We start from the raw sequence: 22,969 nt of genomic DNA on the forward strand, positions 1-22,969 counted from the left end.
TTGAGCAACGACCCGTGGATCGTCGTCGGCGCCCTGGTGGTGACGACGTTCCTCATCAAGGGCGCCGGTTCGCTGGTGATGGGGGACCGGGAACTGCCCGGCTGGTTCCCCCGGTTCGTGGAGTACCTGACGCCCGCGCTGCTCGCCGTCCTGGTCGTCACCCAGCTCGTGGGCTCGGCGGGCGCGCACGGCATGACCTTCGACGCCCGCCTCGCCGGGTTCGCGGGGGCCCTGGTGGCCTGGCGGCTCAAGGCGCCCGTGCCGCTCGTCGTCCTGGTGGCCGCGGTGATCACCGCGGTGGTACGCGCGCTCAGCTGAGGTCGCCGCCCTCGCCCCGCAGTGCGGCGGCGACCTCCAGGGCCCGCGCGAGGCCGGGTTCGTGTCCGGCGGCCCGGTGCAGGCGCAGGGACCGCTCGACGGCCTGCGCCGCCTTGGTGCGGTGGCCGAGCGCCAGGTGCACCCGGGCGAGTTCGGTCCGGGCCTCGGCCTCGACGAGCCGGAGTCCGGCCTGCCCGGCCGTGCTCAGCGCCCGCCGGGTGTACGCGAGGGCCTCGCGGTTCTCGCCCAGGTGCCGGTGGGCTGCGGCCAGGCCCACGCAGGCCGCCGCGTCCGCCCGCAGACAGCCCGTCGCCCGCGCCGCCTCCAGGGCACGGCGGTGGTGGTCCAGGGCGCCGGGCGCGTCGTCCAGGTGCAGCAGTACGGTGCCGATGGTGTTGAGCGCGTCCGGCTCGACCAGACGGCGGTGCGTGCGGTGGGTGATGCTGAGCGCGTCCATCGCGTACTTGAGCGCGAGCCGGGGATCGCCGCTGTCGCGGCACACCGCCGCCAGCGCGTTGAGCGCGCCCTCCGCCGCGTACGTGGACAGCAGTCTGCCGTGTGCGGCCAGGGCCCGGGTGAGCAGGCGCTGCGCCTCCTCCAGGGCGCCCAGCGCGTGGTGGACGGCGCCGAGCCCCCACAGGGCCAGCATCACGGTGTGCTCGTCGCCCGACGCCTCGGCGCGCTCCCGGGCCTCGGTGAAGTACGGCAGCGCCGCGTCCAGTTGACCGCGGTCCAGGCGGACGGAGCCGAGCAGGAACAGCGCCCACGCCTCCCCGGCGGGCTCCCCGCCCTCGCGGTAGAGGGCCAGGGTGTGCTCGGCGTGGCGCGAGGCCTGGTCGAGGGCGCCCAGTTCGCGGTGCGAGGCGGCGAGCCCGAGCACGGCACCGGCCCGCTCCACGGGCAGTCCGGCCCGCGCGAACAGGGAGTCGGCGCGGGCGCTGTGCCGCAGCGCCTCGTCGTGCCGGGCCAGCTCCCACAGGACGTAGCACAGGCTCCAGTGCATCACCGCGCGCGCGTGGTCGTCGTGCTCGGCCTCGGCGGCGCGCAGGCCGGTCTCCGCGGCGCGCAGCCAGTCCGTGCGCTGGCCGTGCTCCATCAGATGGCCGTGCGTGGCCAGGGCGGACTTCCAGGCGAAGGGGCGCGGCCCGTGGCCCAGGGCGTGCTGGGCGCAGGCCAGCAGGGCGGCCCGCTCGTCCTCCAGCCAGGAGGACGCGGCGTGCGGGCTGCGGAAGGTCAGGGGCGCGGTGGGGGAGCCGTCCGGCTCGGGCGGGGCGGCGGCGTACCAGGAGTAGAAGGTGCCGTAGAGCAGATGCCCGGCCTGCTCGGCGGTTCCCAGGTACCAGGTGAGCAGCCGGTCGAGGGCCTCCTCGCGTACGGCGGCGGTGTCCTGCGCCCGGGCCCGCTCGCGGGCGAACAGGCGGACCAGGGCGTGCAGATGGAAGCGGCCGGGCCGGTGCGTCTCCAGCAGGCTCCGCGAGACCAGCTGGTCCAGGAGCCGGGCCGTGGCGTTCAGCGGCGCCCCGGCCAGCGCGGCGACGGCCGGGGTGGAGACCTCGGCGCCGGGGGTGAGGGCGAGCAGCCGCAGGAGCTGCTGTTCGGGCGCGGGCAGGGAGCGGTAGGACAGGGCGAGGGCGCTGCGCACGCCGGTGTGCTGCTCCTGGTCGAGCGCGAGGTCGTCCAGGCGGTCGTCGCCGCGCAGTGTCTCCACGACCTCCGCGAGGGGCAGGTGCTGGTCGCCGATGAGGTGGGCCGCGACGATCCGTACGGCCAAGGGCAGGCCGCCGCACAGCCGGACGGCCTCTGCGGCGGCCTCGGGCTCGCCGCGCACCCGGTCCGCGCCGATGACGCGGGCGAGCAGCGCGAGCGCCTCCTCGTCGTTGAAGACGGCCACGCCCACCCGGTGGGCGTCGTGGAAGGCGGTCAGGCCGCGCAGGTCGTTGCGGCTGGTGACGACGACGAAGCAGGTCGGTGAGCCGGGCAGCAGCGGGCGCACCTGTTCGAGACCGGCCGCGTCGTCAAGGAGGATCAGCATCCGCTTGCCCGCGAGGAGCGAGCGGTACAGGGCGGCCTTCTCGTCGGTGTTCTCCGGCAGGTGCCCGGCGCCGACCCCGAGGGCCCGCAGGAGCTGGCCCAGGGCGTCGTCGGCGGTGGTCGGGGGCTCGTCGGCGTGGCCGCGCAGGTTCGCGTACAGCTGTCCGTCGGGGAAGCGGTCGGCGGCCCGGTGCATCCAGTGCACGGCGAGGGCGGTCTTGCCGACGCCCGCCATACCGGACAGCGAGGAGATCACCAGCGTCTGTCCCGGGCCCGTGGCGTACTGGGACAGCAGGGCGTCGAGCTCGCGCAGATAGCCGGTGCGGCCGGTGAAGCTGCCCACGTCCGGGGGAAGTTGGCGGGGGACCGGGAGCGCGGCGGGCGGCGGCGGGGGCTCGGGGGCGGGCTCGGCGGCGAGGCCGGGGTCGCCCACGAGGACGCGCTGGTGGAGCTCCTTGAGCGGGCGGCCCGGCTCGATGCCCACCTCGTCGTCGAGGAGCTGGTAGTAGTCGCGGTAGGAGGCGAGCGCGTCGGCCTGGCGCCCCGAGCGGTACAGCGCCAGCATGAGCTGGCAGCGCAGCCGCTCGCGCAGCGGGAACTCGGCCACCAGCGTGGTCAGTTCGGGCACCGACTCCTCGAAGCGGCCCAGCTCGACGAGCGCGTCCAGCCGGTCCTCCCGGGCCACAAGGCGCAGCTCTTCGAGGCGGTCGGCCTCGGCCAGCGCGAAGCTGCGGTCGCTGACGCCTTCGAGCGCGGGCCCGGTCCACAGGGCGAGGGCCTGGTCGAGCAGGGTGATCGCGGCCCCGGCGTCGTCGGCCGCGGCCTTGCGGGCCTGGTCGGTCAGGTGCACGAAGTGAAGGGCGTCGACCTGCTCGTCGGCCACCTGGAGGGTGTAGCTGGTGTTGCTGCGGGCGCCCGCGCTGAGCAGGATCTCGAAGCCGGAGGTGGCGCGCCGGCCCGGTTCCAGGATGCGCCGCAGATGCATGACGTGGGTGCGCAGGGCGCTGACCGCGCCGTCCGGGGCGTCGCCCTCCCACAGGAGTTCGGAGAGCCGGGAGGTGCTGACCGGACGGCCGCGGGCGAGCGCGAGGGCCGCCAGGAGTGCGCGCTGCTGCGGCCCGAGGCCGATGTGCCGGCCCAGGACCTCCACACTCACCGGGCCCAGGAGGCGGATCCGTACCGACTCCTTCGGTGCCGGTTCCGCCCCGGGCCCCGAGGTGCGGCTCACACCATTGCCTCTGCTTTCCCTGTTCCCGCTGCCCGTTCTTCGTACCTCAGTCTCTTTTCGACGTCGGGACGCTCAGCCGGGGCCGGTGACGAAGCCCCGGATGACCGGGCCGGAGACGGAGAACTCCCACGCGGTGTCGATGTCCCCCCAGATGTCGTTGTGGAAACGCGCCGTAACCGACAGACCGTCGTGCGACTCCCGTACCACCTCCATCCGGGCGTGGGAGGAGAAGAGCTCGCGCTCCACCCAGGCGTCGAGATCGCGTTCGGTGCCGACGTCGACCACCGTGGCGTCCTTGGCGAGGACGGTCCACAGGGCCTGCTGGTCCTGGGCGTTGACCGCGTCGACGAAGGCGCGGACGACCGGGTGGGAGGGCATGCCGGGGGGAGTCATCTCTGGTGCCTCTCTGAGTGGTGGGGACGGCGGGCCGGACGCCTCAGCTGTCGGTCACGGCCCGGTGGAGGGCGTGCGTGTCCTCGAAGAGGTGGTAGCGGGCGATCTGCCCGTCCACGACCGTGACGTGGGCGGCGAAGGGGGTCACGAGGGGCTTGCCGGTGGCTTTGACGGTGTCCCGGAGATGGCCGATGATCACCCCCTGTTCACCGTCGACCACGATGTGCGTCACCGTGAACTCCTCGGGCTTCAGGTACTCGTGGAGCGTGGTGAAGAACTTCATGACCCCCTCCCGGCCGGTCCGCAGCCCCGACCACGGCACCGCCGAGGACCCCGGAGCGTCGAATTCCGCCGACTCGGCGAACACCTGCACAGCGCCGTCCAGATCCCGCTCCGAGAGCCGGGCCAGATAGGCGTCGATCGCGGCTCGGGTGGCCTTCGCGGCGCCCTCGGTGGGCTGCGTGGACATCTCACCAACTCCTCGTCCGTGCTGTTCCTCGGTCGTGTGGCTCCAGTGTGGTGCGCCTGTGGCGGCGAGCGTAAGTCGCTCGCCGCTTTCCGGCCATGTGCCCGAGGTTCGCCGTGAGCGGGTACGGGGATGACGATCACCGTGGGGCGGCTGAGCCGGAGTGCGCGCCGGCGGCCCGGTCCCGCGCCGACGCCGGCCGACTGATCGCTGGTGGGCGGCGAGGAGTCGGTCTCCTCGCCGCCCACCACCCTCCCGCCCGGGGGCCTACAGCGCCGGGTACGCGTTCTTCATGAGCTCCTGGAACTGGGCGGGGAACCAGTGGCCGGAGAGCGGGGCGTTCGGCAGTGCGCCCGAGAGGTGGTTGCCGTTGCGCGGGTTGCCCGTGTACGTCGGGTCGCACATCCGGTCGAAGCCCTTGCCCTCGTCGTTGGGGATCGCGGCGCTGGAGCCGTCGGACTCGCCCGGCGGCTTCATCCACACGTACGCGTCGATCCCGGCGGCCGGGGCGGCTTTCGGACGCTCGCCGAGCCCGGCGCCCGACTGGTTGCACCAGTTGCCGATGTGGATGCGGCGGTCGTAACGGCCGCCGTCCACATAAGTGTCGACACTCGTCTTGGCGCCGGGGCCGGTGGGCCTGGCGGTGCCGCCCCAGCCGTTGCGCGAGGTGTCGATCAGCATGCCGATCCCGGGGTCGAAGCCGACCGAGACCAGCTTGGTGCGGAACGCCTGGGCGTAGGAGAGCTCGTCGACGTACCGGTTCCAGTCCACCCATTTGGACTGGCGGACCGAGACGCCGTTGACGGAGTCGTCGATGGTGAAGTTGTTCTCCTTGAGGGCGCTGTAGTTCGCCGTGTTGGTGATGAAGCCGTGTACGTCGGCGGGTGTGGCGCCCTCGGCGGTGGCGGCCTTCTTGAACATGTCGGCGGCAGGGCCGAAGTTGTCGTCCCAGCCGATCCAGCCGTGGTGCCCGGCGTCGATGTAGTTGTACACGTTGGGGACGGCGCCCAGCTTGTGCAGCGCGTATCCGACTCCCTCGACGTAGTTGCCGTTGGCCAGCATGGTGTCGCACTGCGGGGTGGCCGTGGCACGGCCGCCGGTGTTGGTGACGAGGTTGGGCAGCGAGTCGATCTCGACGGTGGTGACGATCCGCAGAGCGGCGTACTTGGCGTCGGAGAGGATCGCGGCGATCGGGTCGATGAACTGCGTCTTGTACTTGTCGATCTCGGTGGGGCCGAGTTCGCCGTTGGACGCGAGCGCGGAGCAGTCGCGGCCCGGCAGGTCGTAGACGACCAGCTGGACCACCATCTCGCCGCTGCCCTTCTGCTTGAGGGCCTCGTCCAGGTGGGCGCGCAGCCCCATGCTCCCGCCCGTCCCGGCGACGACGGCGATCCGGTCGAGCCAGACGCCGGTGGGCTGGTCGGAGACACGGGTGCCGCCGGGCTCGGCGGCGGCCTTCGCGGACCACTCCGGGTTCACGTACACCTTGGCCCCGGCGTACGGGTTGTCCACGCGGTTGCCCGCCGGGGGAGTGGTGGGCGGGGTGGTCGGCGGGTCGGTGGGGGTGCCGCCGCCGTTGCAGGCCACGCCGTTGAGGGTGAACGAGGTGGGGAGGGCGTTGCTGCCGCTGTAGGAGGCGTTGAAGCCGAAGTCGGCCGAGCCGCCGGTCGCCAGCGTGCCGTTGTAGCTCTCGTTGGCGGCGGTGACCGCCGTGCCGGACTGCGCCACCTTCGCGTTCCAGCCCTGGGTGACCTGCTGGTTCCCGGCGAAGGTCCACTTCACGTCCCAACTGCTCACGGCGGGGCCGTTGTTGGTGACCTTGACGGAGGCGGTGAAGCCGGTGGGCCACTGGTTCTGGACCTGATAGACGACGGTGCAGGCGGACGCCGCCGACGCGGTGCCCGCGGCACCGACGACACCGGCGGTGCCGGTCGCGGCACCGGCGAGAACACCGGCGGCGAGCAGCGCCGTTCGCTTTCTGGAGGGTCGGACGGGTATGCGGCTCATGGTGTGGGCCATGTCCTTTCGGTCGGTGGAGCGCGGTCGGTCGATGGAGTGGGGGTCAGTTGATGGAGCGCAGGTGGTCGCGCAGGCCGGTGCCGTACGCGGTGGGGGTGCCGTCGTAGTTCGTGATCAGCGAGGGGCCGGACGAGCAGTCCCAGGTGTTCCAGGTCCAGCCCAGGTAGGAGATCCCCCGGTCGTCGAACCACTTCATGGCGCGGTCGACGAAGGAGTGCGCGCAGGTGTTCTTGCCCAGCTCGCCCGCGACGAGGGCGACCCGGGCGGCGACGGGTACGAGGGTGGCGTCCCACCACGACTCGCTCGCACAGCTGTTGAAGTTGTAGCCGTGGTAGGCGGCGGCCAGGTTGCCCGTCGGATCGGCGGGAGCGCGGGCGAGCCACTGGCCGAGGTCGTTGGCGTAGGCGATGCCGCCGGCCAGTACGGGGTTGCGGGCGCCCGCTCCCCGTACCGCGTCCAGGAGGTCCTGCATCCCGGCGACCTCGTAGCCGATGCCGGGGCAGCTTCCGCCGTCCCGCCAGCAGCTCCACGCCTGGTCGGCGACGGCCAAGTGCGGGGGGTGTCGCATGAGCGGATCCTTCACGGCCGGGACGACGGCAGATGCCCGGCGTCCGACGGATGGAAGCGCTCCCACTGGTGGGGCATCACGGTAGGGGCTCGGGGTGTGCATGGCAAGGAGTCGGACTCCTTGCGCTCGGCACGCGCGGAGGTCCACAGGCCGACAACTGCCCTAGGCGGCGAAGGAGTTGGCCTCCGAGAACGTCGAATGACTTCGACTCCTCAAGCATCTTGACCGCAGGCCCGTCCAACTCCATTATGGGAGCGCTCCCACTAGTTCAAGAGTTGTGCACAACCCCCTCATCACCCTCCAGGCAGAAAGGAAGGCCCCCTGGCGTCCGAAAGTGTTCGCATGATGTCGTTTCGGACCATCACGGTCGGGTTCCCTTCGCAGCGAGACTTGCCGCATCAGCACATCGAGATGCGGGGGAACCATGAGCACAGCAGGTGCGGTCGTCGTCTACGGGGCTAACGGTCACACGGGTCGTTTCGTCGTCGCCGAACTGCGAAGGCGCGGCATTGCGACGGTCGCCTCCGGCCGCAACGCCGCCCAGTTGGAGGCGCTGGCCACCGAGTGGACAGGTGTCGAGGTGAGGCCGGCCACCGTGGACGACGCGGCCTCGCTGGACCGGGCCCTCGCGGGCGCGGTGGCGGTCATCAACTGCGCCGGACCGTTCGCACTGACCGGCGGCCCCGTCGCCGAGGTGGCCCTGCGCGCGGGGATCCCGTACGTCGACGTCGCGGCGGAGCTCGAAGCGAACGTGTCGATGTTCGCCGACCACGCGGAGGCGGCCCGCAAAGCCGAGGTCGCCGTGGTTCCGGCAATGGCCTTCTACGGGGGTCTGGGCGACCTGTTGGTGACCGCGGCGATGGGGGAGTGGACCGCCGCGGACGAGGTGCACGTCGCGTACGGGCTGAGCAGCTGGCACCCCACGGCGGGTACCCGGGCTGCGGGCCAGGTGTCCCACGAGCGTCGTGCGGGCCGTCGGGTGCGGTTCGCGGACGGCGCGCTGCGGTACCACGACGATCCGGCGTGGGAGCAGGACTGGGACTTTCCGGAGCCGCTGGGGCGGCGAGCGGTGATCGCCGAGTTCACCATGGCCGATGTCGTCACCGTTCCCAGCCATGTGGACGTGCGGGAAGTGCGCACCTACATGGCCGTGGAAGCGGCGAGGGACCTGGCCGAGGAGGCCACGCCGGAGCCGGAGGCGGTCGACGCCCTGGGGCGGTCGGACCAGACCTTCGTCGTCGACGTGGTGGTCCGCGCGGGCGGCGCCGAGCGCCGCGCCACGGCCCGTGGCCAGGACATCTACGCGGTCACCGCACCCCTGGCGGTGGAGGCCGTCGAGCGCGTCCTGGCCGGGCGCACCCGTACGACGGGCGTGGCCTCGGCCGGGGCGATGTTCGACGCGGCGGACTTCCTGCGGGCGCTGGCCCCGTACGTGTCGGTGGAGCTTCCGGACCGACCGCACTGACCGGACCGACCGCACTGACGGGGCGCGCGCCTCGTATGGTCCGGACCGCCGTCGCGGACGGACGTCTGAGATCCTTTCGCGGAGAACATGTGATCCGGGGGAGTCATGACGTCAGCAGAGGAACCGCCCATCGTCTTCGTGCACGGGACGCGCTTCAGCGCGGGGCAGTGGAGTCCGCAACTCGCCGCCCTTGAAGACGAGTTCCCGGTCGCCGCGGTCGACCTGCCCGGCCACGGGGCCCGCTCCGACCAGCCCTGGAGCCTGACCGCGGCGACGGAGGTCATCGCCGCCGCCGTGGACTCGCTCGACCGCGGACCCGCCGTGGTCGTCGGGCACTCCCTCGGCGGATACGCCTCGTTGGAGTTCGCGCGACGGTGTCCCGAGCGGCTGCGCGGGCTGGTCCTGGCCGGAGCCAGCGTCTCGACGCGCGGCCAGTGGGCCCGGCCCTACCGGTGGACCGCCGGGCTCGTGCCGCGCATACCGGCGGACCGGCTGGCTCGGTGGAACGACCGCCTGCTGCGCCGCCTGTACCCACCCGAGGTGGTGGAGGCGACGATTCGCTCCGGCTACGCCTTCCACACCCTGCCCGCTGCCTGGAACGAGGTGCTCGGCCGCTTCGACGCGGGGGCGATGCGCCATGTGGCGGCTCCCGTACTCATTCTGAACGGGGAGAAGGACACGGTCTTCCGCTCCGGCGAGCGGGAGTTCGCCCGCGCCCACCCGGACGCGCGCATCGAACTGATCCCGAGGGCACGGCACCTCGCCAACTTCGACGACCCGCACGCGTTCACCGACGCCGTCCGACGGTTCGCCCGCCAGCTCCGTGATGACGCGAGCCGATCCGGAAGCAGGCGCTCTCTGAATGCCGCCGAGCCACCTACTGAGGGGTAGCGCAGGAAGATCCTTCGGTCGATACTTCGCCGGGCAGGGCAACTTGACCATGGAGGGGTATCGATGAAGAGGAACACGAAGCTGAGCAGGCTGCTGCGCGCCGCCTTACGCGGGCCGCGCCGCGCCATCGCGCCTGCGGTCGTACTGGCGGCGGCCGCAGGGGTGTTGGCACCCGCCTCCGCCTCCGCGGCACCCGCCTGCGACGCCAAACGATCGGCGCCGCCGGTCGAGGTCGCGCACATACCCGACTGGGTCGAGTCGATCGCCGTCGACAAGCGGGGCCGGATGTTCGCCACCGCCTACTTCACGGGCCGCGTCTACCGCATCGACGCGCCGGGCAGCACCCCCGTACCCCTCACGGGGAACATCGGCGCCAACGGCGGGATCGTGGTCCGCGAGGACGGCCGCCTCCTCGTCGGCACCGGCAACGACGCCTTGCACTCGCTCACCGGAGACGCCCTTCCGCTGTCGAAGCTCCTGCTGGTGGATCCGGAATCCGGGCAGGTCAGCACGTACGCGTCGGGGCTCGGCGGCATCGACGGCGTCGCCCTGGCGCCCGACGGCACCGTGTACACCACGACCGTGGGAGGCCGCAGCATCGGCCGCGTCACGCCGGACGGCCGCGTCGACCCCTCCTGGGCCCAGGTGCAGCAGCCCAACGGGATCGCCGTCTCCCCCGACGGAACGCAGGTCCACGTCATCCAGACCACCGTCGCCCCGGGCCTGTACCGGATCCCGGTCGACGACCCGGCGCACCCCCGACGCTGGATCTCCGCGGCCCCGTCCGACGCCCTCGCCCTCCCCGACGGGCTCACCCTCGACAGTCAGGGCCGTCCGCTCATCGCCACCCACACGGCAGGGCAGATCTGGCGGGTCGAGGGCGACAGCCTCTGCACCGTGGAGTCGGGCATGTACCTCTCCACCCAGATCACCTACGGCCACGGCGACCGCGGATTCTCGGCGGGCAGGCTCTACCGGTCGGGCGTCAACGGGAAGATCTACGAGGTTCCCGCCGGTGCCGAGCCGGATCAGCCGGCCGGGGCATCGGCGATGCGGTAACCCACCCCCGGCGTCGTCGTGATGACCGGCGGGCCGCCCAGCTTGCGGCGCAACCGGCCGATGGTGACGGTCGCCGTATTGGTGAACGGGTCGGCGTTCTCGTCCCACACCTGCTCCAGCAGATCCTCGGTGCTCAGGAAGCCCGGACTCGCGCGCAGCAGCGCCTCCAGGACCGCGAACTCCTTGACGGACAGCTCCAGCGGACGGCCCTCGCGCAGGGCCGTCCGGCGCACCGGATCGAGTTCGACACCGGCGGCGTGCAGCGTGCGAGCCCGCGCGGTGGGTCTGCGGCGGGCCAGGGACCGGATGCGCAGGGTCAGTTCGGGGAAGTGGAACGGTTTGGCCAGGTAGTCGTCGGCGCCGAGGGTGAGACCGCTGACCCGGTCGCCGGGCGCCCCGGCCGCCGTCAGCATCAGTACCATCGCGCGATCGTCCCGCGCGGTGATCATCTGGCAGAGCGTGTCGCCGTGGATGCCGGGCAGGTCGCGGTCGAGGACCACCACGTCGTACGCGTTCAGGTCGAGCTTGGCGGCCGCGGCCAGTCCGTCGTACGCGAGGTCGACGGCCATGCCCTGGTCCCGCAGCCCCTCGGCGACGATGTCGGCGAGCGACCGCGCGTCCTCCACGACGAGCACCCTCACGGCGTCACCTCCGCGCATTCCGACGGCAGCGCCGCTTCCACCTGGAGGCCGCCCTCCGGCCGGGCTCGGAGTGCGAGGCAGCCTCCGTGCGCCTCCACGATGGCCGCGACGATCGAGAGGCCCAGGCCGGAACCCTTCTCCGATCCGGTACGGTCCGCGCCGAGCCGCTCGAACGGCTGGGCCAGCCGGTCCACTTGGCCCTGGTCGAGGACGCGCCCACCCGTCTCGACCACGAGGCGCGCCTCGGCGCCGTCGTGATCGGTGGAGATCCGGATCCAGCCGCCCTCCTGGTTGTGCACGATCGCGTTGTCGACGACGTTCTCCACCATCCGGGAGAGCAGCGCCCGGCTGCCGCGCGTCCGGACGGTCGCCCCCACCTCGTCGTCGACGGTCAGGTTCTTGGTGGCGATGTCGATGGCCCGGGCGGTCAGCGCGTCTGCTGCCAGCTCGTCGAGCGAGACATGCTCCCGGTCGACGAAGGCGCCGTGCTGGGCCCGGGCGAGGACGAGGAAGCCGTCCAACAGGTGGTCCACCCGGTCGAGTTCGGTGCGCAGCCGGTCGGCGAGCGCGACGGTCTGCGCCGCGGGCCGCGGTTTGGCGACGGCCACGTCCAGCGACGCCCGTATCGTCGCCAGCGGCGTACGCAGCTCGTGCGAGGCGTTGCCGACGAACCGGCGCTGCGCGGCGAACGAGCCCTCCAGACGGGCCAGCAGACCGTCGACCGTGTCGGCGAGCTCCTTGACCTCGTCGGCGGGCCCGGCCACGGCGAGCCGTTGGTGCAGATTCTCCGCGGAGATCCGCCGTGTCGCCGCGGTGATCAGCCGCAGCGGGCGCAGAACGCGGCCCGCGAGGGCCCGGCCGAGCAGCAGCGAGACGCCCGCCATCACCACCAGCGCGATCAGCGAACCGACCAGCAGCTGGCGGGACTGCTGCGCGTGCACGTCCGCGAGTTGTCTCTCCAGCTCGCGGACGTGCTGCTCGGCACCGGCCGGGCGCTGTACCGGAGCGACACCGGTGACCTCACCGCCGGATGCCACGTATGCGAGGGCGAGCAGCCCGATTCCGGACGCCAGGAACACCGCCGCGTACAACAGGGTGAATCGCAGCCCGACGGTCCCGCTCCGCAGCTTGCCCATGGTTCCTCTCCCCGTCCAGGTCCGACGACCGGACCCAGGATGCCCCGCCGCACCTAACAGCGATATGACAGCGCCGGTTCGGACCGCGTTATGGCCCGGTCCGTAGAACCGGTCCATGCTCACCATCAACGAACTGCTCCGGCAGGAGTGGACCAGGTTTCGACGACCGGGCCGGCTGATCGCGATGGCGGCCGCGGCTCTGATCGTCCTCGTCCTCGGCCTGCTCTACGCGAACGGCAACCACGCGTCCTGCGACGGCCCGTGTCCGACCGACCCGAGGGGGCCGGACGGCTCCCTCGTCAGCGACCAGTTCGCCTTCCTGCACCGGGACTTGGGCCGGAACGGCAGCATCACCGTCCGGCTGACGTCCATGACCGGCACGATCACCTATCCGCCGCCGCACCACGATGCGATCGTCCCCGGCCTGGTGCCGTGGGCAAAGGCCGGGATCATCGTCAAGGACGGTGTCCGCCAGGGCTCCTCGTACGCGGCGCTGATGCTCACCGGCGGCCACGGGGTCCGTATGCAGTACGACTACACCCATGACATCGCGGGCGGCGTCGGCGGGGTCTCGGCGCAGTCGCCGCGGTGGCTGCGGCTGACGCGGTCGGGCGACACCATCACCGGTGACGAGTCCGCCGACGGCAGACAGTGGGCGAAGGTCGGGGTGGCGAGGCTGTCCGGGCTGCCCCGGACCGTACAGGTCGGCCTGTTCGCCACCTCGCCCGGGGACCTGACGCTGCGGCGCGTCGGCCTCGGTGGAGCCACGGAGGAGACGCGCTTCACGCAGGCGGGCGGCACGTTCGACCACGTCGATGTGGAGGGCGCAACCACCACTGGGCCTTGGCGGAGCGACCCGGTGGGCGAGCTGAACCACACGGACTGGGAGAAGCACCACAAGGCGTCCGGGGCGGTCGAGGCGAACGGCACGGTCACGGTCACCGGCACCGGTGACATCGGCCCGATGGGAACGGACGGCGCCCGCCCCGCCGAACGCACCCTGACCGGCCTGACACCGGCCCTGCTGATCCTGCTCGTCGTAGCGGTGCGGTTCGCAGCCGCCGGGGACCGCCGCGCGCCGCTCACTCGCCGGACGCTGGCGGCGAAGGCGACAGTGGTCGGAGCCGCCGCATTCGTGACCGGTCTCCTCTCCGTGGGCACCGTGCTCCCGGCCGGACTGGCGATCCTGAGGTCGAACGGGATCCCCGTCATCGAGCCGTCCGCACTCACCGAGATACGGGTCGCGGTCGGCCTCGCCGCTGTGCTGGCCCTCACGGCGGTGCTCGCCCTCGCCCTCGGCGTCGTGCTGCGCCGCACCTGGCTCGCGCTCCTCGTAGCGATCACGACGCTCGTGGTTCCCTACGCGGTGACAGCCGTCCCCCTCCTCCCCGACGCCCTGTCCCGCTGGCTCCTGCGCACCACCCCGGCGGCAGGTTTCGCCACCCAGCAGACCCTCACCGAACACCCCCAGGTCATCGCCCACTACGCACCGTCCGCCGGATATTTTCCGCTTCCGTGGTGGGCGGGGATGGGCGTGCTGTGTGCGTACGTGGTGGTGGTGTCGGGGGTTGCTCTGTGGCGCCCGCCTCGGGTCAGCTTCCGGGCAGGGGGATCGCGGCGGTGTCGAAGTCACCGGCGATGATCGACGTGGCGAAGTCGGCCAGCCGCAGGTGGTTGCTGCGTGCGTAGCTGCGGAACGCGAAGAACGCCTCGTCCGGCGAGGTCCGCCAGCGCTCGGAGAGGATGCCCTTGACCTGTTCCACCAGGATGCGGCTGTTGAGCGCGGTCTGGAGCTGGGTCCTTTCGATGTGGGACTGCTCCAGGGTGCGCTGCTGGAGGATCGTGATCGTGGCGACGCCGGCGAGGGCCTTGGCGAGTACGATGTCGCTCTCGCCGAGCCGGTGGGGGCTCTTCTGGAAGAGGTTGAGCGCGCCGATGTTGCGGTCCCGCAGCCGCAGCGGGATCGCGTGCGTGGCCACGTAACCGGTCTCGCGCGCCCGCGTGGCGAAACGGGGCCAGCTCGCCGTCGCTTTGGGGCTGGTGAGGTTGATGTTGGTCCTGGCCGCGCCGCTTCGATAGCACTCCACGCACGGTCCCTGGTCGTGCTGGAGCGCGAACAGCTCCAGGAGACGGGTGTGTTCGTCCGAGGCGGCCACGATCTGCAGTTCACCCAGCGCGTCGGCGAGCAGGATCCCGGCCGCCGAGACGTCGAGCAGTTCGACGCACCGGGTGGACAGCCGCTGGAGCAGGTCCAGTACGTCGAAATCCTCCGTCAGCGAGTCGGCGACCTCCATGAAGATCTCCGCCAGGCGTTGTTCGCGGGCCATGCCGATCATCCCTTTCGACCGCCGGGCGAGTGGGGCCCGTCTATATCGTCGTTGAACCGCAGCCGTCTGGCTACTACATCCCCGGCTACGTCGCCGAGCGGCAGTTCCCGGCTGTACGCGAACGCGCGCAGCCGCAGCAGGGCCTCCGACAGCGAGACGTCCAGCTGGACGCTGATCATGCCGGTCGCCTGGTGCACCACGGCCCGGTGCAGCTCCATGGGCGGCACCATGACCGTGGCGGAAGCCGCCGGGCGGCTCCCGTTGTCCTCCAGAAGCAGCCCGGTCAGCGCGGCGGCCAGGGTCAGCGCGTCGGCGAGCTGCTGTTCCGGCATGGTGGCGCCGGGCCGGGAGGTCAGCACCGTCAGGACGCCCAGCCGGATCGCGCCGAGGCCCAGAGGGAAGCAGCACACGCCGGCGACGCCCAGTTTCCGGGCCTCGGTGAGCAGGGTGGGCCATCGGTCGGGCCGGACCGTGTCCAGATCCGGTGCCATGACGGCCGTGCCGGTCCGCGCGGTGTCCGGGCCCGGGCCCACACCAAGGGTGAACTGGAGCTCCTCGAATCGCGCGGCGACCCCCGGTGAACGCCACAGCGGCTCCACCCCTTGACCCTCCCCGACCAGCAAGGACACTGCGACGCCCTCGGCCTCCAGGGCCCGCGCGCAGGCGACCGCCACAGCGCTGCCGTCACCGTGACGCAGCGACCGGAGCACGTCAGCCATGCCGTCGCTGATCACCGAGTTCCGCCCTGCCGGGGTCCTGGGCGATGCACCCACCGGCTCACCGTGAACACTACCCGTCTCCGCCGAGCCCCGCCGCCGGTGTCTACCGGGGCACGGCCGAATACCACCCCAGTCGGGCCGCCTCCACGGTCGCGTACCGGGGGAAGGCGGCGGTGAGGCCGACGGCCCGGAGCAGCAGGCCGATACCGCGCCGGGTGTACACCAGGCGCAGCCAGCCGCCACGGTCCAGACAGTCGGTCCGCGCCTCGCACAGTGCGCCCAGCGCGCTGCAGTCCATGAAGGTGAGGTCACTCAAATCGACTATCACGTAAGGGGGTTGGGCACCGCGTCGGGCCCTCGCCAGTTTGATCGCGAGGCCCGGGGCGGTGAGCAGGTCGAGTTCGCCGGTCACCCGGACCGTGCGGCACTCTCGGGACAGGTCAGCGATGGTGGCCATCCGGGCCGTCTCCTCAGCACATGGAACGTACGAGTGGGATGGTGCAGTCCGCGGAGATACGGCCGGGGTCAGGGGCACCCGCACCACCACGCTATTGCCCGGACACGCTCCGTGCTCCCCATTGGCCCCCGGAGTGCTGGATGGGTGCGGGCTGGTCTTTCTTGACGTACGGATGACGCAATCCGGCGGTCTCCGGCCCCTTTACTGTTCGCTCTGGCCTTCCCGCTCACGGGCTCCTGTCACCGTCGGCGGCTCATACGGATACGAATGGTCGTGCCGTGGTGGGTGGTGCGCATGTCGGCGGCGTCGCTGAGCTGCCGGATGATCCACAGCCCTCGGCCGTTCAGATGGGAGGTGTCGGGCGGGAGGTATCCGGCCAGCGCGGTGTCCAGCGTGCCCTTGGGATCGCTGATCTCGCAGAACAGCTCGGCGACCGTGGTCCACATCCGGCAGCAGCCGGTTCCGCCACCGTGCCGTACGGCGTTCGCGGCGGCCTCGTCGACACAGATCAGCAGGCTGTCGATCCGGTCGGCGGGCAGCGCCGCGCGGCGCGCGAGCCGCGCGGTGAACGCCCTTAGATCGGCGATCTGCTGGGGCCCCTCGAAGCGGAACTCGACGCAGCTGACAGGCGGTTCGGGCAGCGGCGCGCTGTCGCAGGCCGCACTGAACCGCTCGGGTGCGACGTGGGCGGGGTTGGGCCGGTGGGCGGCTCCGGTGGTCAGGGTGGGGTGGGTGAGCTGGGCGGTGTGCAGGACGGCGGCGGGCAGGGTGCGGGTGTCGTACGGGCACAGGTGCCAGGCGCCGGTCGAGGCCAGGGCGAGGGTGAGCAGCGATTCGTAGCGGTTCCACTCGCGGGCCTGGTCGGGGGTGAGCCCGATCCAGGGCGTCTCGCTCAGGACCCGGGACGGGCCGGCCGTGGCGCGGGCTCTGTCGTGGAAGGCGAGCAGGGCCTGGGCGGGGGTGCGGTACCAGTGGGCGGGGGCGAAGGCGACGTCCTCGGCACGTGGTCCCAGCCGGTGGCGCAGCAGTGCGGTGTTGTGCCGGGTGGTGGCGATGAAGACGGGCTCCCCCGCGGCGAGGCCGTCGTGGGCGAAGGGGAGTGCGGCGGCCAGGAGCTGCTCGTCGTCGCCGTAGAGCAGGAGATGGTGCGCGTGGAGAGCCGGCTCCGGCCGGAACGGCGCGCGCGGGTCAGTCATCGGGGATCTCCTCAAGGAGGGTCAGCGGCACCTCGGGCCGGTCCCAGCCGCAGGCGCGCAGCATCTGGGCGACGGCACCGGTCCGGGTGTGCACGATCAGGCGGCGGCCGGGTTCCAGCAGCTCGGCGAAGGCCACCAGTACGTGGAGTGAGGCGAAGTTCAAGAACGTGACCTCATTGAGGTCCACCGTGACGTCCGCGGGGGCCCGGTCCACGGCGAGCAGATGGCCCACCAGCGCGGCCTGGTTGGACAGGTCGACCTCACCGGCGAGCCGCAGGCCCGGTGGATCGGCGGTGCCCCAGATCCGCAGCAACGCGTCGGTGTACAGAGGGGGGTGCACGAGCGGCCTCTTCCCTGCCCGCACCGCGATGACCTCGCGGAAGCCGCACCTGGTGTCCGCCGCGGCTGTCCGCGGCAGTCCGGCAGCCGGGTCCGTCGCGCGGTGAGGCTGACGACCGGCCGCACAGGGCCGGGCGGGTGTCCGCGGGCGGCATGGCGCCTCCCCTCCACGGGGCCGCCGCATGCCGGCATCAGAACGGGGTTCGTGCCGGTGTAGGCATCTACGGATTCCCTTCGACACTACGCCGGTTGGGCGGCACATAGCGGGCACGGGGGCCGGCTGTCCGAGAGCCGGGGCGGTCGGAAACGTACGCGTACGGATGCGTGATCGGCTCTATGCTGCGACGATGATCAAGCCGATTGAACTCGTGATATTCGACTGCGACGGCGTGCTGGTCGACAGCGAACGCATCGCCGTACGCGTGCAGGTCGCCCTGGGCGCGGAGCTGGGGTGGCCGCTCACCGAGGATGAGGTCATCGACCGTTTCATCGGGCGCTCCAGCGCCTCGATAGGAGAGCAGATCGCCGCCCGACTGGGCGCGGAGACGACCGTCGTCTGGTGGGAGCGGTTCGAGCGGCTCCACCGTGAGGCGGTGGACGCGGGGCTGTCGCCCGTCGACGGGCTGCCCGAGGCGCTCGACGCGATCACCCTGCCGACGTGCGTCGCCTCCAGCGGCTCCCACGACAAGATGCGCCACACCCTCGGCCGCACCGGCCTGTACGAACGCTTCGAGGGCCGCATCTTCAGTGCCACCGAGGTCGCCCGCGGCAAGCCGGCCCCGGACCTGTTCCTGCACGCCGCCCGGCAGATGGGTGTCGACCCGGCCGCGTGCGTGGTGGTCGAGGACAGCCGTCCCGGCGTCGAGGCCGCCCGCGCCGCCGGGATGCGCGCCTTCGGCTATGCCGGAGGGCTGACTCCGGCCGAGCGGCTCGAAGGCCCGGACACCGTCGTCTTCCACGACATGCGCAAACTGCCGTACCTCATCGCCGAGCAGTGATGGGCTCAGGCCCGGGGCGAGGCGGATGACACCTGCTCAGCCCAGGACGAACGGCAACTTCGCCGCCAGCTCGCCGAGTTCGACCTCCTCCGCCTCCATCGGCGCCCGGCGGCCGGTGCCGATCAGGAGCGCGTCCTCGTCGGTGAACGACGCGGGGAACACGGCGCCCGCGATCTCCTCCAGCATCGCGCGGGACCGGGCCAGGCCCTCCGCGGGCGGCCCGGGCACGTCCGGGAGGTGCGCCATCAGGTCGAGGTGGTGCAGCGTCCATTCCAGGACGTACGCGGAGAGGTAGTCGTCCACGGTGAGCACCTCGTCGCGGGTGCTCACCCGGACGGTGGGGTCCGCGAGTGCGGCGGCGCGCCCGGCGGCGGAGCCGACGTCGTCGAGGTGGAACGTGAGCAGGCGCGGTTCCTCGTACGCGGCGGCCAGCCGTACGGTCAGCGCGTCGAGCGGGTCCTCGCCGGTCGGCGGCTGGTCCTCGACGTTCCAGTACGTCACCGCGTCGACGGTCGGTTCCGTGTCGGTGGGGGTGGCGAGGGTGATCAGAACGTCCTGCGCGTCGATGACCAGGTGGCACACGAGGTCCCGTACGAGCCAGCCGGTGCAGCCGGACGGCTGCTCGAAGTCCTTGTCCGGGAGCTGGGCGACCGCCGTGCGCAACGCCGTCCACGAGTGTGAGAAGAGATCCACCCGAGCAAGGTAGTGCGGCGCCGGAACGCCGAACAAGCCCATTCGGGCGGTGTGGTGACCCCCGCTGCGACCGCGCGGGGGAGAATCGCGTCATGACGATGATCAAGACGGCGGGGATACGGGCCGGGATGCTGCCGATGGCGGTGCTGGCCGTGCTGGCGGCGGGGTGCGGTACGGAGCGGGCGGGGGAGAGCGCCGGTGCGGCGGGGCCCTCACGGACTCCTGTGGCGACGCCGAGTACGCCGGTGGATTTCACGTGCCCCGGTGAGAGCCCCACGTCGGCGCCCCCGACGACGGCGGCCACTACCGGCCCGGCCGTGCCGCCCACCGACCACTACGCCGAGAACCACGGGTTCATGGTTCCCTTCCCGCTGCACGGCAAGCAGCGCTGCGAGGGGCTCCAGGCCGTCGGACGCGTCGAGAAGGCGCTCGAACCACTGCGCAAGCGCGGTGACTTCGCCCCCGAGAACACCCGCACCGCGCTCACCGGCCTCGGCTACTCGGCCGGGCAGGTGCGGTCGTACCAGAACGGCTCCACCGGGGTCGGCTTCCTCATCGACGCGTTCCCGCTGTGCGTGGAGGGCACGATGAACCGGGACTCCACCAAGGCGGACGCCTTCGGCGGCTACCCCGACCACTCCGGCTGCGACCGTCCCAGCGGCGGTCACTGAGGAGCGGGCTCGTAGTCCGCGCGGTGGGCCTCGGCCTCGGCCGGGTGGCGCAGGACCTCGCGCCCGCCGGTGGCGAGAAACCGTAGACACCACGGGTCGCACGTACGACTCAGAGCGCCCCTCGGATCGGCAGTTCCTCGCCGCAGCGGGCGCAGTAGCGGGCGTCGGTCTCGCCTGCCAGGCGCCCGCATGCCGGGCAGACGCGGTCCAGCGAGCAGGGCGCCTCGCCGCCTTCGTCCCCGTCCGCCTCGGTGTCTGCGGTACGGAAGCCGATCCGCAGCCCGGGGCGTCGCTGGTGGACGGAGAGGTACGCGAGGCCGTTCGGCCCCGCGAGCAGTGCCCGCCGCGCCGTTCTCGGCAGCCATGCCACGGACCCCGGCTCCATTGCCTGCCGCTCCACCCCGTTGTCGAGGTGGCCGCCGCCTTCGACCACGACCAACAGGACGTCCAGCTCGGACTCGACGTGCTCGGCCACGGCCGCGCCCGCGGACAGCCGCACCAGGTTGGCGTCGAGCTGTCTGCCCCGCTCCGCCAACCGCCACAACGCGCCTACTTGTCCCTCCTCGGCCGCGGCGACGGCCTCATGGACGGCTACCAGCACTCGGGACGTCTCCACGGGGGCGTGCACTGGTCTCTCCTGACGGCGCTGGCGGACGCTGACGGGTCCGGACGAGGCACCGTACCGGAATCCGGGCGGCCGTTGGGCCGCCTTGCGCCGCATAGCGGTAGTAGATGTTCCGCTTTCCGTCGACGGAGGAGGAACGGGCGCGGACCCGCCCCCGCGCGCTGCCCGCGAGGAGGGGCGCCCTACTAGCCCACCAGCGCCCCCACCAGGCGCGTCATCTGCGCCCGTGGGTCGGGTGCGCCCGGCCAACCGGTGAGCAGGAGGTGGTGGGCGGTGCCGACCAGGGCCAGGGCCGTGGCCACCGGGTCGAAGGTCTGCGGCACCCGGGCCAGCAGGCGTTCGGCCAGCAGATACTCCGCGATGGCCTCCTGGATCGCGGTGAAACCGGGCGCCCCCGCCTCCAGCGCCTCCCGGATGCGCAGCGCGGCCGCGGGGCGTGTCATGGCCAGCCCCGCGACGGCCGGGCCGCCCGAGTCGAGCAGTGCCAGGGCCACGGCCTCCACGTTCCCCGCCACCGAGCCGTGCCCGACGAGCCCCGCGAGCGCCTCGGCCTTCGTTGCCGTGCGGGCGAACCGGTCGAGGCAGAGCTCCGAGACGAACTCGTCCAGGCCCGCGAAGTGCGCGTGCAGCAGCCCCTTGGCGCACCCCGCCTCGGTGGTGACGGCGCGGCTGGTCAGAGCGCCGGGTCCACCCCGTTCGAGGACCCGCTCGGCGGCCGCGAACAGCCGCTCCCGTACATCTGGCGTCGCCACTCCGCGCGGTGACATGGACCTTCTCCCGTATCGCTGACGTGGGTCGGCGGGTGTGTTCCCCGTGCCCTGGATCCTAGCCGGGGTTGTCAGTATGGGCACGCGCCCATACTGTTTGGGCGTACGCCCATTCTTGTCGCTCCGCAGGAGGTACTCGTGCTCGACATCGTCAACACCGAGCAGGCGCAGGCCTGGAACGGGCCCGAAGGCACCCACTGGGCCCGCAACCAGGACCGCTGGAACGCCGTGAACGAAGGCTTCAACGAGCCGCTGCTCGACGCCGCCGCCCTCACCGAGGAGTGCCGGGTCCTCGACATCGGCTGCGGTTCCGGCCAGACCACACGGCTCGCCGCGCTCCGGGCGCCCCGTGGGTACGCGCTCGGCCTCGACCTGTCCGGCCCGATGCTGGCCGAGGCCCGCGCCCGGGCGGAGCGCGACGGGTTGTCCAACATCGCTTTCGAGCAGGGCGACGCCCAGGTCCACCCCTTCGAGCCGGCCGCCCACGACTCGGCGCTGAGCCGCTACAGCTTGATGTTCTTCGCCGACCCCGTCGCCGCCTTCGGCAACATCGGGCGGGCCCTGCGGCCGGGCGGGCGCCTGGCGTTCGTGTGCCCGGCGGCCGCCGAACGCAACGGCTGGGTCGAGGCGCTCTCGGCGCTGAGCGGCCTGCTGCCGCTCGGTGATCTGGCACGGCCGGGCCTGCCCGGCATGTTCTCGCTGGCCGACCCGGCCCGTATCCGCGAAGTCCTCACGGCGGCCGGGTTCACCGCCGTCACCGTCACCGAGGCCAAGGCGTACGGGACTTGGGGGAGCGGAGCGGGGGACGCGGCGGAATTCCTGCTGGGCACGGGGCCCGGCAGCCACCTGATGCAGCAGGTGGACGAGGCGACCCGGGCCCGCGCTCGCCGGACGCTGGAGGACCGGCTGCGCGCCCACGAGACGCCCGACGGCACGGTCCGGCTGCTCAGCACGTCATGGCTCGTCACGGCGGACCGCTCGGTCTGAACCTCGGCGCTCGACCTGTCTACCGACAAGGCGGAAGGGGCTGTCCGACATCATGGAGCACCAGCCCACGGGCCTGCTGGCCCGGCTGTGGCTGACCGGCCCCGCCGCGGGCCGCCACGACACCCTGGCCGACGACCTGCCGGGCTTCCCCGACAGCATCTCCCGCAGTCCAGGCGGCGGATTCCGGGTCGCGCTCGCCGGGCCGCGCGCGCCCCCGCCGGAATGGCTGGGGTGCCGTGGCCTGGTGCGACCTTCCCTCTACTTGACCTCAAGGTCAAAAATGGTGCTACGGTAAGTCCATGGGCAGGCCGAAGCAGTTCGATCCGGACGTGGCGGTGGAGCGCGCGATGGACGTGTTCTGGCGCAAGGGGTACGCGGCGACGACGCCGCAGGACCTCGTGGACGAGCTCGGCATCGGCAAGGGCAGCCTGTACAACGCCTTCGGCAGCAAGCACGCGTTGTTCGAACGCGCGCTCGCCCGCTACCGCGAATCGCAGGCCGCGTGGCTGGCGGAGCTGCTCGACCACCCCGGCACGGCGAAGGACCGGCTGCGGGGTGCGCTGGAGGCGCTGGTCGAGCTCGACCTGGGCGACCCGGACCGGCGCGGCTGCATGGCGGTCAATGCCGCTGCCGAGTCGGCCCCTTCGGACGCCGAGACGGCCGACACCGTACGCAAGATGTTCGCGCGTACGGAGGGGGCCTTCCGCGCGACCGTCGAGGAAGGCCAGCGAGCCGGTGAGATCGACGGCGGCCGTGACGCGGCGACGCTGGCCGCCTGGCTGCTCGCGACGGTGATCGGCATGCGCGTCATGGCGAAGACCGCCGAGGATGCCACGCAGTTGCGGCGGGTCGTGGACGCGGTGATGGGGTCGCTGTAGTCCGGCGGCGCCGACCGTGGCCCGCTTTTTATGCGCTAATTCTGTACCTCTAGTTCAAAAAACCTTCCAAGAACCTTCCAAGAACCTTCCAAGGAGT

24 protein-coding genes and 1 pseudogene are annotated in these 22,969 nt (G+C 72.1%); 10 read left to right on the plus strand and 15 right to left on the minus strand.

Going from position 1 to position 22,969, the window contains the following annotated elements; genetic code table 11:
- Window positions 1–318: an AzlD domain-containing protein gene (locus QIY60_RS29005; protein ID WP_283145127.1), complete on the plus strand. Its 318-nt coding sequence runs from the start codon at window positions 1–3 to the stop codon at window positions 316–318.
- Here the strand turns inward: QIY60_RS29005 and QIY60_RS29010 are convergent.
- From QIY60_RS29010 to QIY60_RS29030, 5 genes and pseudogenes are all read right to left on the minus strand, one after another.
- Window positions 311–3,577 (minus strand): BTAD domain-containing putative transcriptional regulator, encoded by a 3,267-nt coding sequence (locus tag QIY60_RS29010; protein ID WP_283145128.1) that lies wholly within the window; start codon window positions 3,575–3,577, stop codon window positions 311–313. The two genes, QIY60_RS29005 and QIY60_RS29010, sit on opposite strands and share 8 nt — an antisense overlap.
- A gap of 72 nt (window positions 3,578–3,649) precedes the next feature.
- Complete coding sequence (locus QIY60_RS29015) at window positions 3,650–3,970, minus strand: nuclear transport factor 2 family protein (RefSeq protein WP_190089347.1); 321 nt, start codon at window positions 3,968–3,970, stop codon at window positions 3,650–3,652.
- A gap of 43 nt (window positions 3,971–4,013) precedes the next feature.
- Window positions 4,014–4,439, minus strand: coding sequence for a nuclear transport factor 2 family protein (locus tag QIY60_RS29020; RefSeq protein WP_283145129.1), 426 nt, complete (start codon window positions 4,437–4,439; stop codon window positions 4,014–4,016).
- Window positions 4,440–4,703: 264 nt separating this feature from the next.
- Window positions 4,704–6,443 carry a glycoside hydrolase family 6 protein gene (locus tag QIY60_RS29025; protein WP_283145130.1) on the minus strand — a complete coding sequence of 580 codons (1,740 nt, stop codon included), beginning with the start codon at window positions 6,441–6,443 and terminating at the stop codon, window positions 4,704–4,706.
- 55 nt (window positions 6,444–6,498) lie between these two features.
- A pseudogene (locus tag QIY60_RS29030) lies at window positions 6,499–6,990 on the minus strand (cellulase family glycosylhydrolase); the annotation flags it as partial.
- A 457-nt stretch (window positions 6,991–7,447) separates the two neighbouring features.
- Here QIY60_RS29030 and QIY60_RS29035 point away from each other — a divergent pair.
- The 3 genes from QIY60_RS29035 to QIY60_RS29045 all read left to right on the plus strand — a co-directional run bounded on the left by QIY60_RS29035 (window position 7,448) and on the right by QIY60_RS29045 (window position 10,438).
- Window positions 7,448–8,488: a saccharopine dehydrogenase NADP-binding domain-containing protein gene (locus QIY60_RS29035; protein ID WP_283145131.1), complete on the plus strand. Its 1,041-nt coding sequence runs from the start codon at window positions 7,448–7,450 to the stop codon at window positions 8,486–8,488.
- Window positions 8,489–8,593: 105 nt separating this feature from the next.
- Complete coding sequence (locus QIY60_RS29040; RefSeq protein WP_283145132.1) at window positions 8,594–9,379, plus strand: alpha/beta hydrolase; 786 nt, start codon at window positions 8,594–8,596, stop codon at window positions 9,377–9,379.
- A 63-nt stretch (window positions 9,380–9,442) separates the two neighbouring features.
- A complete protein-coding gene (locus QIY60_RS29045) occupies window positions 9,443–10,438 on the plus strand; it encodes an SMP-30/gluconolactonase/LRE family protein (protein ID WP_283145133.1) in 996 nt (331 codons plus the stop codon).
- On the opposite strand, the gene QIY60_RS29050 is transcribed toward QIY60_RS29045, so the two are convergent.
- A complete protein-coding gene (locus tag QIY60_RS29050; RefSeq protein WP_283145134.1) occupies window positions 10,408–11,079 on the minus strand; it encodes a response regulator transcription factor in 672 nt (223 codons plus the stop codon). The two genes, QIY60_RS29045 and QIY60_RS29050, sit on opposite strands and share 31 nt — an antisense overlap.
- Complete coding sequence (locus QIY60_RS29055; RefSeq protein WP_283145135.1) at window positions 11,076–12,215, minus strand: HAMP domain-containing sensor histidine kinase; 1,140 nt, start codon at window positions 12,213–12,215, stop codon at window positions 11,076–11,078. Before QIY60_RS29055 ends, QIY60_RS29050 begins: the two co-directional genes overlap by 4 nt.
- Window positions 12,216–12,330: 115 nt before the next feature.
- Between QIY60_RS29055 and QIY60_RS29060 the strand changes: the two genes are divergently transcribed.
- Window positions 12,331–13,857: a hypothetical protein gene (locus QIY60_RS29060; RefSeq protein WP_283145136.1), complete on the plus strand. Its 1,527-nt coding sequence runs from the start codon at window positions 12,331–12,333 to the stop codon at window positions 13,855–13,857.
- Here QIY60_RS29060 and QIY60_RS29065 read toward each other — a convergent pair.
- From QIY60_RS29065 to QIY60_RS29085, 5 genes are all read right to left on the minus strand, one after another.
- Window positions 13,808–14,542 carry a GAF and ANTAR domain-containing protein gene (locus tag QIY60_RS29065; protein WP_349253963.1) on the minus strand — a complete coding sequence of 245 codons (735 nt, stop codon included), beginning with the start codon at window positions 14,540–14,542 and terminating at the stop codon, window positions 13,808–13,810. The two genes, QIY60_RS29060 and QIY60_RS29065, sit on opposite strands and share 50 nt — an antisense overlap.
- A 5-nt stretch (window positions 14,543–14,547) precedes the next feature.
- Window positions 14,548–15,261, minus strand: coding sequence for an ANTAR domain-containing protein (locus tag QIY60_RS29070; RefSeq protein ID WP_283145138.1), 714 nt, complete (start codon window positions 15,259–15,261; stop codon window positions 14,548–14,550).
- 103 nt (window positions 15,262–15,364) lie between these two features.
- Window positions 15,365–15,718, minus strand: a complete 354-nt coding sequence (locus QIY60_RS29075) for an STAS domain-containing protein (RefSeq protein WP_283145139.1) — start codon at window positions 15,716–15,718, stop codon at window positions 15,365–15,367.
- A 239-nt stretch (window positions 15,719–15,957) separates the two neighbouring features.
- Window positions 15,958–16,914: a sensor histidine kinase gene (locus QIY60_RS29080; RefSeq protein WP_283145140.1), complete on the minus strand. Its 957-nt coding sequence runs from the start codon at window positions 16,912–16,914 to the stop codon at window positions 15,958–15,960.
- The gene (locus tag QIY60_RS29085; RefSeq protein ID WP_283145141.1) at window positions 16,907–17,254 is read right to left on the minus strand and encodes an STAS domain-containing protein; all 348 of its coding nucleotides are present in this window, start codon (window positions 17,252–17,254) and stop codon (window positions 16,907–16,909) included. Before QIY60_RS29085 ends, QIY60_RS29080 begins: the two co-directional genes overlap by 8 nt.
- Before the next feature lie 346 nt (window positions 17,255–17,600).
- Between QIY60_RS29085 and QIY60_RS29090 the strand changes: the two genes are divergently transcribed.
- Entirely contained in the window at window positions 17,601–18,251 is a 651-nt protein-coding gene (locus tag QIY60_RS29090; RefSeq protein WP_283145142.1) for an HAD family hydrolase, read from the plus strand.
- A gap of 36 nt (window positions 18,252–18,287) precedes the next feature.
- Here QIY60_RS29090 and QIY60_RS29095 read toward each other — a convergent pair whose 3' ends face one another.
- Entirely contained in the window at window positions 18,288–18,944 is a 657-nt protein-coding gene (locus QIY60_RS29095) for a maleylpyruvate isomerase N-terminal domain-containing protein (RefSeq protein WP_283145143.1), read from the minus strand.
- Window positions 18,945–19,036: 92 nt separating this feature from the next.
- On the opposite strand from QIY60_RS29095, the gene QIY60_RS29100 reads away from it, so the two are divergent.
- Window positions 19,037–19,615 carry a hypothetical protein gene (locus tag QIY60_RS29100; RefSeq protein ID WP_283145144.1) on the plus strand — a complete coding sequence of 193 codons (579 nt, stop codon included), beginning with the start codon at window positions 19,037–19,039 and terminating at the stop codon, window positions 19,613–19,615.
- 109 nt (window positions 19,616–19,724) lie between these two features.
- Here QIY60_RS29100 and QIY60_RS29105 read toward each other — a convergent pair whose 3' ends face one another.
- Together QIY60_RS29105 and QIY60_RS29110 are read right to left on the minus strand one after the other, a co-directional pair.
- Window positions 19,725–20,243, minus strand: coding sequence for a hypothetical protein (locus QIY60_RS29105; RefSeq protein ID WP_283145145.1), 519 nt, complete (start codon window positions 20,241–20,243; stop codon window positions 19,725–19,727).
- Window positions 20,244–20,425: 182 nt separating this feature from the next.
- On the minus strand, window positions 20,426–21,007 hold the full coding sequence (locus QIY60_RS29110) for a TetR/AcrR family transcriptional regulator (RefSeq protein ID WP_283145146.1): 582 nt from the start codon (window positions 21,005–21,007) through the stop codon (window positions 20,426–20,428).
- A 138-nt stretch (window positions 21,008–21,145) separates the two neighbouring features.
- Here QIY60_RS29110 and QIY60_RS29115 point away from each other — a divergent pair, with 138 nt between their 5' ends.
- The 3 genes from QIY60_RS29115 to QIY60_RS29125 are packed head-to-tail and all read left to right on the plus strand — an operon-like array spanning window position 21,146 to window position 22,872.
- Entirely contained in the window at window positions 21,146–21,994 is an 849-nt protein-coding gene (locus QIY60_RS29115; protein ID WP_283145147.1) for a class I SAM-dependent methyltransferase, read from the plus strand.
- Window positions 21,995–22,046: 52 nt separating this feature from the next.
- On the plus strand, window positions 22,047–22,289 hold the full coding sequence (locus tag QIY60_RS29120) for a hypothetical protein (protein WP_283145148.1): 243 nt from the start codon (window positions 22,047–22,049) through the stop codon (window positions 22,287–22,289).
- 4 nt (window positions 22,290–22,293) lie between these two features.
- Entirely contained in the window at window positions 22,294–22,872 is a 579-nt protein-coding gene (locus tag QIY60_RS29125) for a TetR/AcrR family transcriptional regulator (RefSeq protein ID WP_283145149.1), read from the plus strand.
- The last annotated feature ends 97 nt before the right edge of the window (window positions 22,873–22,969 follow it).

Source organism: Streptomyces sp. BPTC-684, from assembly GCF_030028635.1.
GTDB classification, from domain to species: Bacteria; Actinomycetota; Actinomycetes; order Streptomycetales; family Streptomycetaceae; genus Streptomyces; species Streptomyces noboritoensis.

Bases quoted from the DNA above. Each gene is read 5' to 3' on its own strand.
- QIY60_RS29060 (WP_283145136.1), top strand. From the start codon at position 12,331: ATGCTCACCATCAACGAACTGCTCCGGCAGGAGTGGACCAGGTTTCGA.
- QIY60_RS29040 (WP_283145132.1), top strand. From the start codon at position 8,594: ATGACGTCAGCAGAGGAACCGCCCATCGTCTTCGTGCACGGGACGCGC.
- QIY60_RS29015 (WP_190089347.1), bottom strand. From the start codon at position 3,970: ATGACTCCCCCCGGCATGCCCTCCCACCCGGTCGTCCGCGCCTTCGTC.
- QIY60_RS29100 (WP_283145144.1), top strand. From the start codon at position 19,037: ATGACGATGATCAAGACGGCGGGGATACGGGCCGGGATGCTGCCGATG.
- QIY60_RS29125 (WP_283145149.1), top strand. From the start codon at position 22,294: ATGGGCAGGCCGAAGCAGTTCGATCCGGACGTGGCGGTGGAGCGCGCG.
- QIY60_RS29065 (WP_349253963.1), bottom strand. From the start codon at position 14,542: ATGGCCCGCGAACAACGCCTGGCGGAGATCTTCATGGAGGTCGCCGAC.
- QIY60_RS29045 (WP_283145133.1), top strand. From the start codon at position 9,443: ATGAAGAGGAACACGAAGCTGAGCAGGCTGCTGCGCGCCGCCTTACGC.
- QIY60_RS29080 (WP_283145140.1), bottom strand. From the start codon at position 16,914: ATGACTGACCCGCGCGCGCCGTTCCGGCCGGAGCCGGCTCTCCACGCG.
- QIY60_RS29035 (WP_283145131.1), top strand. From the start codon at position 7,448: ATGAGCACAGCAGGTGCGGTCGTCGTCTACGGGGCTAACGGTCACACG.
- QIY60_RS29120 (WP_283145148.1), top strand. From the start codon at position 22,047: ATGGAGCACCAGCCCACGGGCCTGCTGGCCCGGCTGTGGCTGACCGGC.
- QIY60_RS29090 (WP_283145142.1), top strand. From the start codon at position 17,601: ATGATCAAGCCGATTGAACTCGTGATATTCGACTGCGACGGCGTGCTG.
- QIY60_RS29025 (WP_283145130.1), bottom strand. From the start codon at position 6,443: ATGAGCCGCATACCCGTCCGACCCTCCAGAAAGCGAACGGCGCTGCTC.
- QIY60_RS29075 (WP_283145139.1), bottom strand. From the start codon at position 15,718: ATGGCCACCATCGCTGACCTGTCCCGAGAGTGCCGCACGGTCCGGGTG.
- QIY60_RS29070 (WP_283145138.1), bottom strand. From the start codon at position 15,261: ATGGCTGACGTGCTCCGGTCGCTGCGTCACGGTGACGGCAGCGCTGTG.
- QIY60_RS29055 (WP_283145135.1), bottom strand. From the start codon at position 12,215: ATGGGCAAGCTGCGGAGCGGGACCGTCGGGCTGCGATTCACCCTGTTG.
- QIY60_RS29110 (WP_283145146.1), bottom strand. From the start codon at position 21,007: ATGTCACCGCGCGGAGTGGCGACGCCAGATGTACGGGAGCGGCTGTTC.
- QIY60_RS29020 (WP_283145129.1), bottom strand. From the start codon at position 4,439: ATGTCCACGCAGCCCACCGAGGGCGCCGCGAAGGCCACCCGAGCCGCG.